Here is a 14,930-nt window from a genome sequence, read left to right as displayed (position 1 = left end):
ATCAACTCCCCGTAGTTGCACCGCGCTTGCAGCACGGCGCGATAGCGACCATTGTCCGCGACCCTCCGCTCGGCCCGCACGGAGGGCCTGACGGTCGTGGGGCGGGCGCCGGGCGGGGCCCGGCGGCGGGACGTCTCCGAAGGCCGTTGCGTGGGCCGGGTGCGGGGCACGCGGCCCGGGTCAGTCGCGGCTTCGCGGGGCCGGGCCGAGCCAGTGCGGCTCCGTCGTCCAGCCGAGGAAGCGGCGGCCGTCGCCCGAGTCCGCCGTGCCGCCGGCGGCGACCTGGCGCAGGCCGGTCAGCGCCGGGGCGAGCCGGGCCGCGACATGGCCCGGGTGACGGGCGGCTTCCTCGTCCAGCCGGGCGATCGCCCGGGCCTGCGCGGCGGGCGCGCAGAGCGAGAGGTGGAACACCATCTGGCGCCATGCGTAGGCCGCGTCCTTGATCGCGGACAGCGGCCGCGGGTTACCCGGAATCCGGGCCGTCATTCGGCAGACGGTGGTGAAGCAGCGCCGGGCGAGGTCCTCCCAGCCGGGCTCGGGGGCGATGCCGGCCCGGCTGACCAGCGTCGCCAGGTTGTGTGTCGTCAGGATCTGGGCCTGCTCTATGACCTTGCCGTTGGCCGCCACCGTCCAGGCGCCGGACGCGCCGGCCCGCTCGGTGCACAGCTTCGCGAATCCGGCTGAGGTGCGCGGCCGGTGGGTACGGGTCAGCGCCTGGCTCGCCTCGACGACGGCGAGGTTGCGGACCGCTGCGTAGTCGATGTCGTAGTAGCGCTCGTACAGCGTGCCGCCGAGCAGTTCCGCGGCGACCCGCGCCGCCGCGAGGAACTTCGGTGTGAAGGTGCCCATGAAGATGTCCGCGGCCAGTTCCTCGACGAGCGGAGCCCCGGACTCGGCCTGCCGGGCGAGCACGCCGAGTTCGCGGATCAGGGGGTTGGGCAGGAGCGTGCCGGGGAACGCCTGGACGGCCAGTTCGCCGAGTTGCCGCAGGGCGGCGCGGGCCGGCTCCTGGCCCTCCGCGCCGCCGCGGTATCGGGCCACCGCCGCCACCCAGGGCAGTTCTTCGGCCCGCACCTGCCGCTCCAGGTGGAGCAGGAGCAGGGAGCGGCGGTTGCGGAACGCCCGGTAGTTCGCGGCCATCAGGGTGCGCAGCGCATCGTCGCGGTAGGTCTGCGCGCCGGTCGCGGCGACCAGTTGCGGTACCAGTTCGGCCAGGACCTCGGCAGACGGCACCACACCGCGCTCCACGAGGGTGCCGATCGGGGCGCTCAGCGCGCCTTCCACGACCTGCCGGACCGCCACCGGTATCGCCGCTCCTGCGGGCAGTCCGGTCTCCGCCGCCTCCTGCGCCGAGACCTCCGCGACCAGCGGCGCCGCATCGGCCACTCCCGTCTCCTGCGGGAGGCCGGACAGGCGGCGCAGCAGGAGTTGGGCGAGGGCGTGGTGCGAGGGCAGTGCCGCCTGCGCCGCCTGACGGGTGCGCAGTTGGGTGTGCCGGCCGGATCCGGGCCGACCGCGCCGCCGCACCATGGATTCCACCGCATGCCGCAGCAGCCCGAGCCGGCGCGCGTCCAGCGGCCGTCGGGCGACGGTCTCCTCCAGGGCGCCGCGCAGGATGCCCAGGTTCTCCTTCGGGCTGCGGTGCTTGGCGCAGCGGGTGTGGGTCGCGGCGAGGTTCCGGTACCGGTGGAGGAGCGCTGCGCCGCGGTCGTGCCAGGCATCGTCGGGGACGCGGGCCAGCACCTGGCCGTCCCCGGCGGTTTCCAGCCAGTGGGCGAGCAGTTCGTCGCCGAACGGCTGCCAGACGGTGAGCGCCTCGCGCTGGGCCTCCACGGCGGGGTGGGGCCGACGGCGGGCCAGTACCGCGCCGGCCTCGCCGGTCGTACGCCGGTGCACCGCCCGGACGTCGGGCGCGGGCAGGGCGGACGGGCGGGGTGTGAAACGCAGCCTGCCGGCGAACGGTTCCAGTACGTCGACGAGTTCCAGCGCGCCGGCCACGTCCCCGGCCCGCACCAGCCAGGCCACGGTCAGCAGCGCGGCTTCCTCGGGGACGGTGATCTCGTAGCGACCGCTGTCGAGCAGGGCGTAGAGCCGGGCCAGACCCGGCTCGGTGAGGCAGTGCGCGAACAGTGCACGGCGATCGGCGGGCAGTCCCGCCAGGGACGCGGCCTCGCGCTCGTACGGCTGGAGCGGCCCCTCGGCGCGCGCGGCGGAGGTGGCGAAGCCGCCCCGTACGACCTCCGGGGTCACCCAGGCGGGCAGTCCTGCCACCGGGGTGCGCGAGCCGATGGTCAGGCGGCCGTCGGCCATCCCGGCGAGCACGGCGTGCCAGCGGTCGGCGCGGTGTGCGGCGCGGCGGCGGGTTTCGGCGTCGCCATGGGTCAGCGACGTCAGGAGGGCCTGGGCCAGCAGGCCCTGCGGGTAACTCGCGGTGGGGTGGGACCCGGCGGAAAGCTGCTGCTCAGCGTCGTCGTTCATAAGCCGACGTGGCAGGTTCCGCCCCTGCGCCCTCCGGGTCTGAAGCCCGGTGCTCTCCTACTGAGCTACACGCCGATGGAAGGGAGGGTATGCGCCCGTGCGGGCCCCTCGCCATTGTTTTTCGGGGGTGACCGGGCCGCCGGTCACCGACCATCCGCGTCACCCGTCAACTGCCATCGGCCATCTGCCACTTGTGTCAGTGCGCTCGCCGGCGCGCGGCCGCGGCCACGGCTCATGTGCCGAGGGGTGTGCCGATCGGTGTGTCCTCCTCGTCCGGGGTGTCCGGCACGTCCCGAAGGGCCAGGGAGAACGGGGCAACCGGCGCTTCCGCCGCAGGGGGCTGCCACGTGGCGGAGCAAGAGGTGTGCTCCGCAACGTGGTTGACGACGTCGAGCAGGCTTTCTCGGGGGGCGTGGGCGGCCCGCTGCCGTTCGGCGCCTCCGCCGTGGACGGCGAGCCGGCGCAGCACGGTGGTGACCCGGCCCAGTTCGCCGAAGCGTTCCAGTGCGAGTCGGGCGTGGTCGAGCAGCCGCCGGAGCACGTGCGCGGTCGGCACGAGGCGGTTGGTGTGCGGCGCGAGGCCGTGTCCGGGCAGGCCGTCGCGGGCGGCGCGCCAGCAGGCGGCGCGCAGCACCGACTCACTCATCCTGGGGCCCGGATCGCCGATGCGTACCCGCCCCAGGGCCTGCACGACCAGTGCCCGTACGAGGATGGCGGAGACGGCCGCCTCCTCGCGCCGCGGTGCTGGAGGAGACCGGGGCCACCCTCGGGGAGCGCACCCTGTACTGGGACATCCGCCCGTGCGCCCCAGCGCACCCCGCTGGCGGACATCGAGGTCGCGGGCGTGACGGTTCCCAAGGGCGCTCCGCTCATCCTCGTACTGGCCTCCGGCAACCGCGACCCCCGGCGCTTTCCCGACGCGGACCGGTTCGACCCGGTCCGTGAGGACAATCCGCATCTGGGGTTCGGCATCGGTGTCCACAGCTGCTTCGGCGCACCGCTCGCCCGCTTGGAGGCCCAGATCGCGCTGACCGTGCTCCTCCCGCACCTCGACGGCGCCCGCCTGGTCGAGGACCCGCCGCCCTACCGGCGCAGCCCGGTGCTGCGCGGCCCCCGCCACCTGCTCGTCGAGCGCAGGTGAGTGGCGGGGGCCGACAGCGTCACGCCCGCAGTGGCGGCGTCATCCGCGAGGTCCGGCTGCGGCTACTGGGCGGCGCCGAAGTCCTGCGTCCAGTAGCTGCCGGGCTGCGCGAGGCCGACGCCGATCTCCTTGAACGAGCAGTCGAGGATGTTGCGCTTGTGTCCGGGGCTGGACATCCAGCCCGCCATCACGCTCTCCGGGGTGTCGTACCCGTAGGCGACGTTCTCCCCGTAGCTGCCCCAGTTGTAGCCGGCAGCCGTGATCCGGGCGCCCGGATCCGAACCGTCGGATCCGGTGTGCGACATGTTCCTGTGGTCCGCCATGTCCCTGCTGTGGTCCTGGGCGGCCTTGGTCAGCTTTTCGTTGAGGGTCAGCGGGGAGCAGCCGGCCTTGGCGCGTTCCTGGTTGACGAGCTGCACCACGCGGGCCGCGACACCGGAGGCCGGGGCGGTGGACGGGACGGCGCGCGGGGTCGCGACGGGCGCCGGGGCCGTCTTCGTCGGGGCAGGCGCCTTGGGCGTGTTCGGCGCCGCGGGCGCCGTCGTCCTCTTCGGCGCCGTCGACGCCTTCGGCTTCTTCGGTGCCGCCTTCGAGTGCTTCGGCTTCGCGGAGCGCTTCGCGGGGCTCTTGGTGGGCTCCTGGCTCCGGGGGGCCTTCGTCGCCCGGTGCCCGAGCGACGAGGCGTTCGTCCAGTGATGGTGGGAGTGACCCGCCTCGTCGGACCCACCCCGGCAGGCAAGGGCGACGGAGGGGACGCCGACGGCCGTTACGGCGAGGGCGGCGATGGTTATCCGCCGGTGGTTCCGCTTTTTGCGGTGCTTTGTCATGCGTGACCTCATTCGCTCATTGCGGATCGCCATCGGACGGCTCGCTCCGCCCCGTCCCGTCCCCCACGCCTGAGCAGGGCAGACGCCGCGCCGGCCGCCATTCTGAGAAGCGCCGCACAGCCGAGGCAACGCGGCCTTCTACTAAGTGCGCTAGTAGTCTTCGACGCCCTTGCCATGGACGGACGGTCATGCAGCCCGGACCCCCGCGGCTCCCGTTCGCATCTGCCGCGCCGTCAGGACCGGGCGCTGCGGGGAGGCGCGAGCAAAAGGATCAGGGCAATCGACGCGCACCCTGCCCTACGCACGCCATTACCAGATCAAGCCGGATAAAGACCTATTTGCCACTTCGGCAAGATCTACTAAACGCCATAGTTGAGAGTCGTCGCCGTATGACGGATGTCACGGGCGGCCGTGGAACCCGCTACGCCTACCCGCACCTCCGCCCGCCACGCACCCGCGGGCGACACGTGACACCCCCGTACCGTCATCCGATAGGACATTCCGGGGAATAATGGATAGCCGAAGGACCGCAAATAAGGGGCACTACGAGGTATTTGTGAGGAATTCATGAGGCATTCATGCGACATCGGATCAGCCCCGACGACGGGATGAAATGAGCCCGGGACGCCGCAAGCCGCCAAAGCCGAGCCGGAGCCGGAAACCGGCCCGAGGTGGTACCCCCGCCACCGACCGCATGCTCCGCATTCTGCTGCGCCGCCGCAAACAGCCGCTGAGCGCGGAGGACGTGACGGTCACCGACCGGCCCGCGGTGCGTAAGGCCGTGTCGGCGGCGGCCCTGGGCAGCACCATGGAGTGGTTCGACTTCGGTGTCTACGCCTATCTGGCAGGCACCTTGGGGAAGGTGTTCTTCCCGTCGAGCTCCCCCGGCGCCCAGGTCGTTTCGGCGTTCGCCACATTCGCCGCGGCATTTCTCGTTCCGGCCGCTGGGCGGTTTGGCATTCGGCCCGCTCGGCGACCGCATCGGCCGTAAACGTGTGCTCGCCGCCACCATGATCATGATGGCGATCAGCACCTTCGCCGTCGGTTTCCTGCCCAGCTACCACACGATCGGCTTCGCCGCGCCCCTCCTGCTACTGATCTGCCGCCTGGTGCAGGGCTTCTCCACCGGCGGTGAATACGCCGGAGCCACCACCTACATCGCCGAATACGCACCGGATACCCGGCGCGGATTCCTCGGCAGCTGGCTGGACTTCGGCACCTTCGTCGGCTACTCGCTCGGCTCCGGACTGGTGACCGTGCTCACCGCCGTGCTCGGCGACGACGGCCTGGTGAGCTGGGGCTGGCGGCTGCCGTTCCTCGTCGCGGGCCGCTGGGCCTGATCGACCTGTACATGCGGTTGAGGCTGGAGGAGACCCCGGCCCTCCAGCGCGAGGCCGAACAGGCGCACCACGACGCCGAGGAGGCCGTCGCCGCGGGCGGGGAGGACCCCGTGGGGGAGGCGCGGCAATCGGGCAAGGGCCGGCTCAAGGAGATCTTCACCCGGCACCGGGAGGCCGTGCTGATCTGCATGGGGCTGGTGCTGCTCTACAACGTCACCAACTATGTGGGCCTTCCTGGGGAGAATCTGGGGAGTTTAGGCGGTGCTGGGAGCGCGTGGGGAGAATCGGCTGAGTAGCACGACACGAGCCTGAAAAACGCTGAAAGGCCTTTCCTCGTAGGCCAGAGGCCCGCATGACCGCATCACCCCAGGTCAGGGCAGCGAGGTAGAGGACTACATGATGTAGGTACCGAGATCGTCGGTCTCTGCATGCCCCGATCCTGGCAGTCCCTACCCGGCTGTGTGCAGCACCGCGCCGACTGCGAGCCGGCGGCGGTCCTCTTCCCCACTCCCCCACCCCCTCAGCGAAGTCTTGACCCGGCGTAGCGCGGACAACAGGTACGGCACGGGTCCGCGTTCACTCACCACACCGTTGCCCACCCTCGCTGACCTGGACTAACGTCAGCGAAGCCGATACCACTTTCCTCAGAACTTCGCAGGTGCCAGATTTGCAGTGCCGTCCGCGGAGATCGTGGACACCCAGGCAATGGGCCGCGGCACGACCACCGAGGTCAGAAGCCTGTAGAACTCGTTGCGGGACATCTCAGCAGGATCAAAGCCAATGCGCATGGTGATCAGTATCCACACAGGCGGCCGCGGATCTTACAGCGGATCCACGGCACCACCAAACCCCTGAGCGCGACGGAAAGTGCCCGGTATCGGAGCCGACGAGCACCAGGAGCCGACACCGCGCCCACAGCAGCCCCCACCATCCGGGAGGACTTCGAGGTCCCCGCCCACGCCCGCGGGGGCCAGGTCACCCTCAACCTCTACGACCATCTAGGCCGTTTCCTTCGGATCATCGGACCGATGGTTGATGTGTGCCGTTGACTGACGCCCAGTGGGCCCGCATTGAACCGTTGCTGCCGGACCGGACCCCTCGGCGGGGTGGTAGGTGGCGGGATCACCGGCAGGTGATCGACGCGATCGCCTTCAAGTACCGCACGGGCACGCCGTGGATGGACCTGCCCGAGCACTTCGGGTCGTGGAAGGGCGCCCACAACCGGCTGCGGAAGTGGGCCGCCGACGGCACCTGGGAGAAGCTCTTCACCGCCCTCCTCGCCCAGGCCGATACCGAAGGCGACCTCGACTGGGTGGTCGCGGTCGACTCCACGATCGTCCGTGCCCACCAGCACGCCGCTGGGCCCGTCAAAAGGGGCCCCGGCCGGCGAGCCGGACGACCATGCCCTCGGACGCTCCCGCGGCGGGCTGACCACCAAGATCCACCTCGCCGCGGACGGCAACTGCCGCCCGCTCGCGTTCGTCATCACACCGGGCCAGGCCGGTGACGCGCCTGCATTCGCCCAGGTAAGGGCCCGGTTGCGGGTGCCCAGATCGACCGGGCGGCCCAGAACGACACCGGACGCGGTCCTCGCGGACAAGGCGTACTCCTCCCGCGCGATCCGCTCCCACCTGCGACGGCGCGGAATCCGGGCAGTGATCCCACGGCCCGCCGACCAGGCCGCCAACCGCAAGCGCCTCGGCCGCCAAGGTGGCCGCCCGCCGGCCTTCGACCGTGACGCCTATAAGCAGCGGAACACCGTCGAGCGGTGCATCAACAAGCTCAAGCAATGGCGCGGCCTGGCCACTCGATACGACAAGACCGCCACCATCTACCTCGCCGGACTCCACATCGCCGCCATCTTCATCTGGTCAGCAAGGTGATCCGAAGGAAACGGCCTAGTTCGACTTCGGTCCGCCGGACGCTGAATTCGCAACGCCCAGGCCAGACCGAGCCTCCAACTCACCCTGTGGGGGCTGGTGGGCCTCCTCCTCACCACCGAGGTGATCGTCAGCGGACTGCTGACGAACGCCATCCGCTACGGTCGCCCGCTGGCGGAGTGGCGTCTGATATGCCACTACGTCCTGGTCGGCGAGGTCACCGAATCCAACAGCACCCAGCCCCGCCTGCGGGCTCACGCACCACCGACGAGGGAGGACGCGGCCTGTTCCTTATCGCTCAACTCGGCGCGCGCTGGGGTTGCCGCCATGGCCAGAACGGCAAGACGATCTGGTCCAAACAATTCATGGAGTGTCCCAGCGGACCGGGGAGGTTCCTGTTGGGACCAACGGACGAACCTCACCACTGCCCGCAGCGGATCAAGGCCGCGATCTCCGTCTCCGCCAAGCGACACGGGGCCGATCGGGTGACGATGGACGTGTACCGACGTGACCACCTGCTCCCAGAAGGAGGCAGACGTCATGACATCCCCTTCCGAGTCCCCCGGCCCCGCTCCCCCGCGCAGCACCGAGGCACAGGACACTCCCCCGGCCGAAGGCATGGCCTTCCTGGCGAACATGGGCTGGCAGATCCTGCTCACCATGGGCCTGGCCACCACCGCCCTGGGCGTGATCGCCCTGGTCTGGCCGGATGCAACGCTGCGGGTCCTCGGTGTGCTCTTCGGCGTCTATTTGCTGGCCACCGGCGTCTTCGAGCTGGCCGGCGCCTTCGGCACGCACGTACCCCGGCATCTTCGGGTGATGCGTTTCCTCACAGGCGCGCTGTCCATCCTGCTGGGGTTGATTTGCTTCCGAGGCGCCCTGGAGTCGATTCTGCTGCTCGCCCTGTGGATCGGCTTCAGCTGGCTGCTGCGCGGCACCATGGAGACGGCCGTGGCGGCCTCCGCCCAGGACATGCCGGCCCGAAGCTGGCACGTGGCCTTCGGGATCATCAGCGCTCTGGCGGGCATCGTGCTGATCGTCTCGCCGTTCGCCTCGATCGCGGCGCTCACCCTGGTGGTGGGCATCATGGCCATAGTCCTGGGCCTGACTGAGGTGGTCCGCGCGGTTGTGATGCGCGTCGAAATGGCCCGTCTTGCTCCGGCACCCGCCGCCCAGCGGCGCCCCCTCTTCCACCGTCCGCACCCCCAGCACTGATCACCGGAGCCGGATCAGTCGGCCACCGGCGAACAGCGAAAAGCCGTTGCCCGTTCTGTCTGGGACCTGCTGCGCGGCTCGTCGCCGGCCAGGGCCGCGCGCTGTGTGCGCATGTCGCGAGCTGGGAAGTCTGCGCTCTGGCCCGGTTCGGCTTCGGTCAGCCGGTGTTATGGCCGTGCACAGTTCGCCCGACAGTCGAGGCTGCCCGCCGGATGGTGCCCCAGCCCGGCGGCCGCCCGGTGGGTGCGGCGCCCGGCCGATGGCGGGGAACCCGTACCCGTAGCGTTCGGGGACTGATCCGGCACCGCACGGGAGTCGGCAGGGTGACGGCTTCACCGTCCAGCCCGACGGGCACGACCGGGACGCCGGCATCGACGACAACCTCGTCAGCGGTGGCCAGACTGGTCAGGCCGTGTGTCTGCCCATCCCGCAGCCGGGCGGCCGTGTCGGCGGGTGTCTCCGCCCGGGCGGCCAGGACCCCCAGGAGCCCGGAGTCCAGTTGCGCACGTCTGCCAAGCCCGGCCGGGTCCTCCAACCGGTAGGGGTTGTTGCTCACCAGCACGGCATCAGGCCGGTCAACAGTGAGCAGCCCAGCACGTACCACCAGCTCCGGGCCTTGGTGGCGGGCCAGGAATTCCGGGAGGATCCGCACCGTCGTGCCGATCTTGTCGTTCCGATAGGCCGGGTCCTGCACCAGGGCGGCATACGCGCCGAACGACACGTTGTTGACGAACGCCCGCTCGCCGGCGAACCCGAGGTCCACGCGCAGTTCGACGCCGTCCGTGAGGGCCTCCAGCGCGGCCGAAGGGTCGTCACGGTCCAGCCCGAGGTCCATCGCGAAGTGGTTGCGGGTACCGGCCGGAATGACCACGAAAGGAAGATCGCTCTTCGCAGCCACGCCGGCGACAAGTGCCTGCGTGCCGTCTCCGGCGGCCACCCCCAGCAGATCCGCACCGTCATCCACCGCGCGCCGAGCGTCAGCCACCAAATCCTGGGGCCGGGAAGGATCGAGCAGGAGGACCTGGGCCCCCAACGCACGGGCCTGTTCCGCGATGCGGAACCGGCTCGCCTTCCCGCCTCCTGAGCGGGGATTCACGATCAGATACGGCCGCCGTGCAGCGGCCACCGGTCGGAACGCGTTCTCGGTCATGACAAGGACCGGCAGGCTGCGTTCATCGGCCCGGCGCCCGGCACCGTCACAGCCGCCGTTACCAGGCCCGCTGCTGGCTGTGCCGTCCGCCACCGGCCCGGTCCAGCGATCGCACCGGCTTCCGCCTTCATGACGTTTCCTCCGGCAGTTACGGCGTCCGGCGCCGGCCCGGTCGCCTTGATGACAGTACTCATGGGTGGGGGGTGATGACGGCGCGTCCTTGGATCTTGCCGTCGTGCAGGAGCTGGTATGCCTCATTGGCGCGTTCCAAGGGGAAGCGCTCGACCAGCATCTTGATCTTCTGCTGCCGGGCGAGGGTGATCACTTCCATCAGTTCGGGAAGGGAGCCCCAGTAGGGCGAGGCGACCGAGCACTCGTGCGCCGGGCTCGAGAAGTTGACGGGTAGGGCTCCGCCGCCGAGACCGACGATGGTGAGGTGGCCGAGCGCCCTGGCCACCTGAGCAGCCATGCGCAGAGTTGGGTCTACGCCGACCATGTCGAACACGAGCTGAGCGCCCTGTTGCCCCGTCATGTCCTTGATGCGCGTGACCGTGTCCTCGCCCGAGAGCAGCACCTCGTCCGCCCCCATGCGCCTGGCGGTTTCCAGCTTGCGGTCATCGGTGTCCACGGCGACGACGGTGGTCGCCGCGCTGAGCGCTCGCACCATCTGGATGGCCATCTGGCCCAGACCGCCCACCCCGATCACCACCGCCGTCGAGCCCGCCCCCAGCAGGTGCACCGACCGCTTGACGGCGTGATAGCTGGTCAGCCCCGCGTCGCTGAGCGGGGCGGCCTGGCGGGGGTCGAGGGTGCCCAGCGGAATCAGGAATCGCGCCGCCGGGACCAGCAGGTACTCGGCCATTCCGCCGTCGTGACCGCCTCCCAGGCCCCCGCCCTGACCACTGGCCTCCTGGCAGTAGTTCTCCTGGCCCTCCCGGCAGTTGGCGCACGTCCCACAGCCCCAGGGACCGTAGATGATCACGGGGTCTCCGGGCGTGAACCCGGTGACACCCGGGCCCAGGCTCTCCACCCATCCCGCGTTCTCATGGCCGAGCGTGAAGGGCAGTTTTGTGGCGAGACCGGGTGGTGGTCCGGGTGCCTCCATGATGTGCAGGTCTGAGTGGCACGCGCCGGCGCCCCCGACCTTCACCAAGACCTGTCCCGGCCCGGGCTCGGGGACCGGCACCTCGCGCAGCTCGGGCGGTTGCTGCCATCCGACCAGTTGAAAAGCCCGCATAGCGATCCTTTGCGCATGCCGAGTCAGTTGCGGATCCCGTCGATGTCGACCAGGAGGTGGCGCGGCCCGCGGAAGATCTGGTTGTGGCGGTACGGCGGGGGGTCGTCGACGAGCCGGGGGTTTTCCACCCGACGGACGAACTCGCCGACCGCGGCCTGGACCTCGAGCCGCGCGAGGGGAGCGCCGAAGCAGAAGTGGATGCCCTGGCTGAACCCGAGGTGCTGGTTGTCCCGGCGTTCGAGGTCAAGCTCGTCGGGGTTGGCGAACCGCTTCGGGTCGCGGTTCGCCGAGCCGTATGCCAGGAAGATCGGGGCGCCCTTCGGGATGGTGGTGCCTGCGATGTCGATGTCTTCGACGGCGGAGCGGGTGTGCCAGAACTGGACCGACGACTCGAAGCGGAGCAACTCCTCGACCGCGGGCACGATCAGCTCGGGTCGGCGGCGCAGCTTCTCGAGCGCGTCGGGGTGCCGCAGCAGGGTGAGCACGCTGTGGGCGATGAGATTGACCGTGGTTTCATGCCCGGCGAAGATCAGGAGCAAGGCATTGCTCGTGAGCACGCCCGTGGGCATCCCTGTCTCCGGGCCGTCCTGGTTCACCATCGCGGAGAGCATGCCGGGGCCGGGCTGCCGGGAGTACCGGTCGAGCAGCTCGGCTGCGAACTGCCCGAACTCCTTCACGGCCTGGCGGCCCCCGGCCAGTCGGCTCCGTATCTCCTCGGAGGCGGCCTCGGGGCCGAAATCCAAAGCGTCCAGGGCCGTCTCGATCCAGCTGTGGAAGCGTGGCTCGTCTTCGAGGGGTACGCCCAGGACCTTGCAGATCACGGTCACCGGCAGGGGGTAGGCGAACTCGTCGACGGCATCGATCCGGGTCTTGCCCCGCATGGTGTCCAGAAGGCCGTCCACGATGCGGCGGATCTCCGGTTCCAGGTCGGAGATCAGGTGAGGGGAATGGGGCGGGCCGACGAAATGCGGCGTCATCATCCGGCGATCTCGATCGTGCTCTGGTGGATCCTGGGTGATGATGTTTGGCTCCAAAGAGATGACCGCCTCCGTGATCGGCTCGGCCTCCGTCGAGCCCTCGGCCGGGGTCGCAACCGGGGCGGGGAGCTTCCTGACATCCGAACTGACCCGGGGGTCGTGCAGCAGCGCGACGATCTCTTGGTAGGTGCTGACGACGTAGGTGCCGTCAGGCTGCCGCGCCACCGGTGTCCTGCGGAGTTCCTCGTAGAACGGGTACGGATTGGCGCGGTTGGCGTAGCGGAGGGCCTGCTGCCAGGGGGTTTCCTCGACCACGAGGCTCCCTCCTTCTCCTGTCGATGATGTCCGCTTGCACGCCCATCCGGCGGGCGCGTCAACGAGGGCGAGGCCGGAACTCGGCCCCCCGCTCGCTCGGGTCGTGACCGGTCAGGACGACGTCTGGGATCGCCGTCGGGACGCCGGGGTGCGGGAACTCGGCCGGAATCGGCTTCATGTCGGGGGGCTGGTCCCAGCCCGGCGGCGGAGGCGGGAACGGACCCGATTGCTCGATCAGCTTCCCGTAGTACTCCAGCCACTTGCCGTGATCGAATGTGACGGCGGCGACGATGCGGCCCCGGCGACCGTACGCGGCGGCGAAACGGCGCTCCGTGACGGACCCCTGCGTGAAGACGATCTCGTCGCCGAAAGGCGGCACACCGACGGACTTGATGTTGAGGCCGAACTGACCGGACCAGAAGCCGGGCAGCAGCAGATGCGGGCGATAGTGGGGCTCGAGGTTCACCATGTTGTGGGCCGCGACCTCGGCGCCGAGAACGGCATTGTCCCAGTGCTCCATCGCGAGGAACTGGTACTCGTACAGCACGTGGGGCGCGCGGGCCACGTCCCCTGCCACGTAGATGCTGTCGGTGACCACTCCATTGATGTCGAAGGCGCGACCGCCGGCGTCGCAACCCACGCCCCAGAAACCGGACGCCAGCCCGGCGCCCTCCAGCCATTCCACGTTGCGGATCGACCCCAGCGAGGCCACCACCACGTCGGCGTCGATGGTGGTTCCGTCCGAGAGATGAGCACGCCGCACGTGTCCGCCGGAGTCGCCCTCCAGTGACGACACGCCCAGCCCGCAGCGCAGGTCCACCCCGTGGTCGCGCTGCATCTCCGCGGCGATCTCACCGATCACCCCGCCGAGCGCGCCGACCAGCGGCGCCGAGCCCCGCTCGACGACGGTCACCGGGAGATCGAGTTCCCGGCAGACGGAGGCCACTTCCGAGCCGATGAACCCGGCGCCGATGACCATGACCCGCGACGGCGGGGCGGCCAGCGCCTTTTGCAACCGTGCGGCATCATCACGCGAGCGCAGCGTGTAGACCCCGTCCAGCGCGGCTTCGTCCGGATTCGGCCACTGTCGCGCCCGGGTGCCCGTGGCGATCAGCAACCGGTCGTACGGGATCTGCTCGCCGTCGGCCAGGCGCACCTGCTTGGCGGCCCGGTCCAACCCGGTGGCGGTCACCCCGAGCCGCCACTGCGCATTCACTTCTCGCAGGCGGGGCAGCTTGGTGTGGTCGGCCGGTACCCAGCCTTTGAGCACCTGTTTGGACAGCGGGGGACGGTCGTAGGGCTCGTACGGCTCGTCCCCGATAATGGTCAGAGACCCGGTGAAGCCCTCCTCACGCAAGGCTTCGGCGCCCCGCAGTCCGGCCAGGGACGCACCGACGATGACGATCCGGCCATTGGCTCTGAACTCGCGCACCAGCTCTGCGACCGTTGCCGGCACGGTCATGACGTCGCGCTCCCCTTCGCGCCGTCCAAGCGGTCCGCCTCGCTGTCCAAGCGGTCGATCACGATCGCCTGCACCGGACACGCCGCAGCGGCTCGCTCAACCTGCAGGCGCCGCTCGTCATCGGGATTCGGCTCGTAGGTGAGCGCCTCCTGGCCAGTCAATCTGAAGACTTCGTTCGCCAAATACACGCATTGTGCGTACCCCTGGCACCGATTCAGGTCCACGGCGATTCGCATGGGCAGACTCCTTCCGATCTGCCGCCCAGTGCCGATGCCACCGGCCGAGGACCCGAATGTTCGATCTTCATCGCCACGGCGATAGCTTCGCGGTGACGCTTACTGCCGGTGAGTGTCACGGTCTGAATCGCGGTAGACATTCGATGGCGTCGACATCAAGCTAGCTTTGCCCGGCCGTACCCCCTAAAAAAATGGTCACCCCGTCTTGCGGCGACCGCAAATGTGCTGTTACGGAAACCATCTCTCAGGGCAGCCCTAGTTCTTGATCACTGACCGGTTCGCGCAGGTCCGGGCGCTTCCGGAGTGCCTGCCCGCTTGAAAGCGGCCGCCGGGATCACGAGCGTTTGGGGAGCCATTACGGCCCCGGCCGGCCGAGCCGGCTGAAGCCGCTGGTACTCGGCGCACCAGCCGAGCCAGCACAGCACTGCCGCCCGGCGGTCCAGGTGACCCAGCTGCGTGTGCACGACGCCGGGGACGGGCCTGAAGCCGGGGTTCGCTGAGCCTATGCGCAGCCAGCGCAAACAACTGACGCAGCGTGGCTAACCGCACCAGGCACCCGGACGCTTCCACACCGGGCTGAGCCGCTCGCCAACCCCACCTCGTTGCAGGTTAAATCAGTGAAACGGCCAGCCGTCTCGCCACAGCCATCCCTGAGATTCGGTAATCCGGTTC

General features: G+C 69.8%; 11 protein-coding genes and 3 pseudogenes. 5 read left to right on the top strand and 9 right to left on the bottom strand.

Features of this window, described 5'->3' with window-relative positions:
• Positions 1-180: 180 nt before the first annotated feature.
• Positions 181-2,478, bottom strand: a complete 2,298-nt coding sequence (locus AC5677_RS39505; protein WP_497192665.1) for a hypothetical protein — start codon at positions 2,476-2,478, stop codon at positions 181-183.
• A gap of 232 nt (positions 2,479-2,710) precedes the next feature.
• On the bottom strand, positions 2,711-3,289 hold the full coding sequence (locus tag AC5677_RS39500) for a glutamate-cysteine ligase family protein (RefSeq protein WP_497196924.1): 579 nt from the start codon (positions 3,287-3,289) through the stop codon (positions 2,711-2,713).
• Between AC5677_RS39500 and AC5677_RS39495 the strand changes: the two are divergent.
• Positions 3,284-3,619 (top strand): annotated as a pseudogene (locus tag AC5677_RS39495) (cytochrome P450); the annotation flags it as partial. The gene AC5677_RS39500 and the pseudogene AC5677_RS39495 overlap by 6 nt on opposite strands.
• Positions 3,620-3,681: 62 nt before the next feature.
• Here the strand turns inward: AC5677_RS39495 and AC5677_RS39490 are convergent.
• Positions 3,682-4,041: a CAP domain-containing protein gene (locus AC5677_RS39490; RefSeq protein ID WP_497192664.1), complete on the bottom strand. Its 360-nt coding sequence runs from the start codon at positions 4,039-4,041 to the stop codon at positions 3,682-3,684.
• On the opposite strand from AC5677_RS39490, the gene AC5677_RS39485 reads away from it, so the two are divergent.
• Positions 4,025-4,315 carry a hypothetical protein gene (locus AC5677_RS39485; protein WP_497192663.1) on the top strand — a complete coding sequence of 97 codons (291 nt, stop codon included), beginning with the start codon at positions 4,025-4,027 and terminating at the stop codon, positions 4,313-4,315. The genes AC5677_RS39490 and AC5677_RS39485 overlap by 17 nt on opposite strands.
• Positions 4,316-5,140: 825 nt before the next feature.
• A pseudogene (locus tag AC5677_RS39480) lies at positions 5,141-6,013 on the top strand (MFS transporter); the annotation flags it as partial.
• Between the two features lie 420 nt (positions 6,014-6,433).
• Here the strand turns inward: AC5677_RS39480 and AC5677_RS39475 are convergent.
• Positions 6,434-6,574 (bottom strand): annotated as a pseudogene (locus AC5677_RS39475) (flavin reductase family protein); the annotation flags it as partial.
• 251 nt (positions 6,575-6,825) lie between these two features.
• Between AC5677_RS39475 and AC5677_RS39470 the strand changes: the two are divergent.
• Positions 6,826-7,669 (top strand): IS5 family transposase gene (locus AC5677_RS39470; protein ID WP_497192662.1). Its coding sequence is split into 2 segments (ribosomal slippage): positions 6,826-7,185 and positions 7,187-7,669, totalling 843 coding nucleotides; the frame shifts between segments, so codons are not numbered across the junction.
• A gap of 537 nt (positions 7,670-8,206) precedes the next feature.
• Positions 8,207-8,881 (top strand): HdeD family acid-resistance protein, encoded by a 675-nt coding sequence (locus AC5677_RS39465; RefSeq protein ID WP_497192661.1) that lies wholly within the window; start codon positions 8,207-8,209, stop codon positions 8,879-8,881.
• 157 nt (positions 8,882-9,038) lie between these two features.
• Here AC5677_RS39465 and AC5677_RS39460 read toward each other — a convergent pair whose 3' ends face one another.
• From AC5677_RS39460 to AC5677_RS39440, 5 genes are all read right to left on the bottom strand, one after another.
• Positions 9,039-10,031 carry a diacylglycerol/lipid kinase family protein gene (locus AC5677_RS39460; RefSeq protein WP_497192660.1) on the bottom strand — a complete coding sequence of 331 codons (993 nt, stop codon included), beginning with the start codon at positions 10,029-10,031 and terminating at the stop codon, positions 9,039-9,041.
• Between the two features lie 190 nt (positions 10,032-10,221).
• Positions 10,222-11,268 carry an NAD(P)-dependent alcohol dehydrogenase gene (locus tag AC5677_RS39455; RefSeq protein WP_497192659.1) on the bottom strand — a complete coding sequence of 349 codons (1,047 nt, stop codon included), beginning with the start codon at positions 11,266-11,268 and terminating at the stop codon, positions 10,222-10,224.
• Positions 11,269-11,291: 23 nt separating this feature from the next.
• Positions 11,292-12,560 (bottom strand): cytochrome P450, encoded by a 1,269-nt coding sequence (locus AC5677_RS39450; RefSeq protein ID WP_497192658.1) that lies wholly within the window; start codon positions 12,558-12,560, stop codon positions 11,292-11,294.
• A 58-nt stretch (positions 12,561-12,618) separates the two neighbouring features.
• Positions 12,619-14,022: an NAD(P)/FAD-dependent oxidoreductase gene (locus AC5677_RS39445; protein WP_497192657.1), complete on the bottom strand. Its 1,404-nt coding sequence runs from the start codon at positions 14,020-14,022 to the stop codon at positions 12,619-12,621.
• Positions 14,019-14,258: a ferredoxin gene (locus AC5677_RS39440; protein WP_497192656.1), complete on the bottom strand. Its 240-nt coding sequence runs from the start codon at positions 14,256-14,258 to the stop codon at positions 14,019-14,021. Before AC5677_RS39440 ends, AC5677_RS39445 begins: the two co-directional genes overlap by 4 nt.
• Positions 14,259-14,930: the final 672 nt, after the last annotated feature.

Source organism: Streptomyces sp. JLSY215, from assembly GCF_059682825.1.
This window is presented reverse-complemented; position numbering and strand designations above follow the sequence as displayed.